Origin of the sequence: Kitasatospora putterlickiae, from assembly GCF_039527695.1 — a bacterium.
Classification (GTDB): Bacteria; Actinomycetota; Actinomycetes; order Streptomycetales; family Streptomycetaceae; genus Kitasatospora; species Kitasatospora putterlickiae.
Genome location: NZ_BAAAKJ010000169.1, coordinates 5,594 through 7,833, shown reverse-complemented (window position 1 = coordinate 7,833; position 2,240 = coordinate 5,594). Strand labels below are relative to the sequence as shown.

2 protein-coding genes and 1 pseudogene are annotated in these 2,240 nt (G+C 75.7%); 2 read left to right on the top strand and 1 reads right to left on the bottom strand.

Translation table 11 applies throughout. The features are described 5' to 3' along the window. Window positions 1-187 precede the first annotated feature (187 nt). A complete protein-coding gene (locus ABD308_RS17425) occupies window positions 188-1,006 on the top strand; it encodes a PLL family lectin (RefSeq protein WP_344335340.1) in 819 nt (272 codons plus the stop codon). Window positions 1,007-1,022: 16 nt separating this feature from the next. Here the strand turns inward: ABD308_RS17425 and ABD308_RS17420 are convergent, their stop codons facing one another. Then, window positions 1,023-1,799 carry a TIGR04222 domain-containing membrane protein gene (locus ABD308_RS17420; RefSeq protein WP_344335338.1) on the bottom strand — a complete coding sequence of 259 codons (777 nt, stop codon included), beginning with the start codon at window positions 1,797-1,799 and terminating at the stop codon, window positions 1,023-1,025. A gap of 63 nt (window positions 1,800-1,862) precedes the next feature. On the opposite strand from ABD308_RS17420, the pseudogene ABD308_RS17415 reads away from it, so the two are divergent. Continuing rightward, window positions 1,863-2,240 (top strand): annotated as a pseudogene (locus tag ABD308_RS17415) (hypothetical protein); the annotation flags it as partial.

Genomic DNA, 2,240 nt, shown 5'->3' with positions numbered 1-2,240 from the left:
GGGGCCGGCGCCGTCATGTTCCGGACGGCCGTTCGGGTTCGGCCGGATCTGACGGGGCGGTCCGTCGGCGCCCTGTTCCGGGTGTCCGCGGCGGGTGAGAATGCGGAGGCCCGCCGCAGGGCGAGGGCGAGGCCGAGTCCTTCGCGGGCAGTCCTTTCCAGCCGTCGAACGAGGGGGTTCGCCGACCGTGTACGGGAAACTTCGACGAGGCGTACTGGCGGGCGTGCTGACGGCGGCCTTCGTGGCGACCACGGCCGCCGCGACGACCGTCCCGCGGGCGCCGGAACCGGCCCCGCCGGTGGCGTTGGCGGCCCTGTGCGGCACGGACGCCGCCGCCCAGGGACTGGCCAGTGGGGCCGTCCCCGGCACCCTGGTGGAGGCGGGGCGGGCCGACGGCCGGACCGAACAGTTCCAGCAGTTCTACGACGACACCGCGACGAACCGGCAGTTGCCCTTCGTCTGGCACCGCTCCCAGGACGCGCCCGGCGGCGCCTACGGCGCCTGGGAACGCGTCAGCGCCACCCCCGTCGGGCCCAAGCTCTACCAGGTGAGCGCGATCGAGAACGGCGCCGGAGGCCTGGAGGTGTTCATCGCCTCCTACGGCGGCTTCTGCCACACCGTGTCGGCGACGCCCGGCGGGGCCTGGACCCCGGCCGAGGTCTTCGGGCTGACGCCGCCGCCCTACCACGGCGGGCTCGCGCTCTTCAGGGACGCCGCGGCCAATCTCCACGCCTTCGCCGCGAGCAGCAACCCCTACGGGACCATCCAGTTCCGCAGCCAGTACGGCGGTACCGGCGGCACCTGGGGCCCGGTCGGCACGCTGCCGGTGCTCCCGGAGCCCAACGTGGGCCTCAGCACGCCGACGGTCACCCAGATGTCCACCGGCAGCCTGCGGCTGGTCGCCCACGAGTGGAACGCCGACACCCGGTACTGGCAGACCAGCGAGTTGGCCCCGAACCGCGGCTGGCGGCCCTGGCAGCCCTGCGCCGACAGCACCTGCTCCTGAGCGGCGGCGCCCGGCGTCAGTGCCGGCGCAGGGCGGCGCGCAGCCGGGCGTCCGGGAGGGCGGCGGGGCCGATCATGGCGACGGCGGTGAGCAGTTCGCGCTCCTCGTCGTCGGTGAGCCCGTGCTGGCGCGGCGGGCGGACCTCGCGGAGCACCTCCTGGCCGACCGGCGAGGCCCAGCGGGTGTAGGGGTAGACGTCGACCCGGGCCATCAGCAGGGTGCCCGAGGTGAGCACCAGCGGCAGCGAGAACCAGGCCAGCGGGGTCAGCACGTCACCGTCCCGCAGGCCGCCGGCGACCAGCGCGACGGCCAGCAGCACCAGGGAGAGCATCAGCGCCTGGCGGACCTGGCGGACCACCAGCACGGTGTGCCGCTGAACGGCCGCCGGGGTGGCCAGCCCGGCCAGCGCGAGCCGGCTGCCGATCTCCAGCACGGTGGGGTGGGCGGCCATCGCCGCCCGCAGGTCGTCGGTGCGGCACTGGCCCTCCGGGCCGACGGTGGCGATCACCGCGCGCTCCAGCCGGCTGCGCCCGCGCGGGTCGACGACCGTGGTCCAGCCGGTGTGGGCGAGGTGCAGCCGGCCCCGGGAGGCCATCAGGACGAGGGCGAGTTCGACGACCCGGTCCGGTCCGCCGGCCAGGTAGGCGGTCTCGTACAGCCCGATCCCGACCGCCTCGGGCGGCCGGGGGCCCTCCTGCCCGGACAGCGCGTCGGCGGTGGCGGTCATCCGGACCAGCCGGGTGCAGGAGAGCACCGCGGCGACGCAGGCCGGGATCAGGAAGAGCAACCACATGGGGTTGTTGTAGTCCCGGCCGCGCCGCACGCGGAACGTCTTCCCGGAGCGCGATACCGAACTGTGACGTCCGGTGGCCCCGGCCATCGGCGTCAGGAGCCGCCGCAGCCTCCGCCGCAGCCGGACCCGCAGCTGGAGGAGGAGCCTGAGGAGCTGCCGCCGCATCCGGAGGAACCCGAGCCCGAGGAGCCGCCGCAGCCGCTGCTCCCGCCGCAGCCGGAGCCCGAGGAACCGGAGGAACCCGAGTCGGAGGAGCCGGAGTCGGAGGACGAGCCGCACCAGACCGCCGGGCTGCTGCCGCAGCCGGAGCCCGAGGATCCCGAGGAGCCGCCGGCGGACGAGGACGCGGAGTACCCGGCGGCCCTGGCCTGCTGGTCGGCGGCGGCCGAGGCGAGCAGCGCCTGCTGCAGCTCCTCGTCGGCGAACTCGGCGCCGGCGGCG

Bases quoted from the DNA above. Each gene is read 5' to 3' on its own strand.
- ABD308_RS17420 (WP_344335338.1), bottom strand. From the start codon at position 1,799: ATGTGGTTGCTCTTCCTGATCCCGGCCTGCGTCGCCGCGGTGCTCTCC.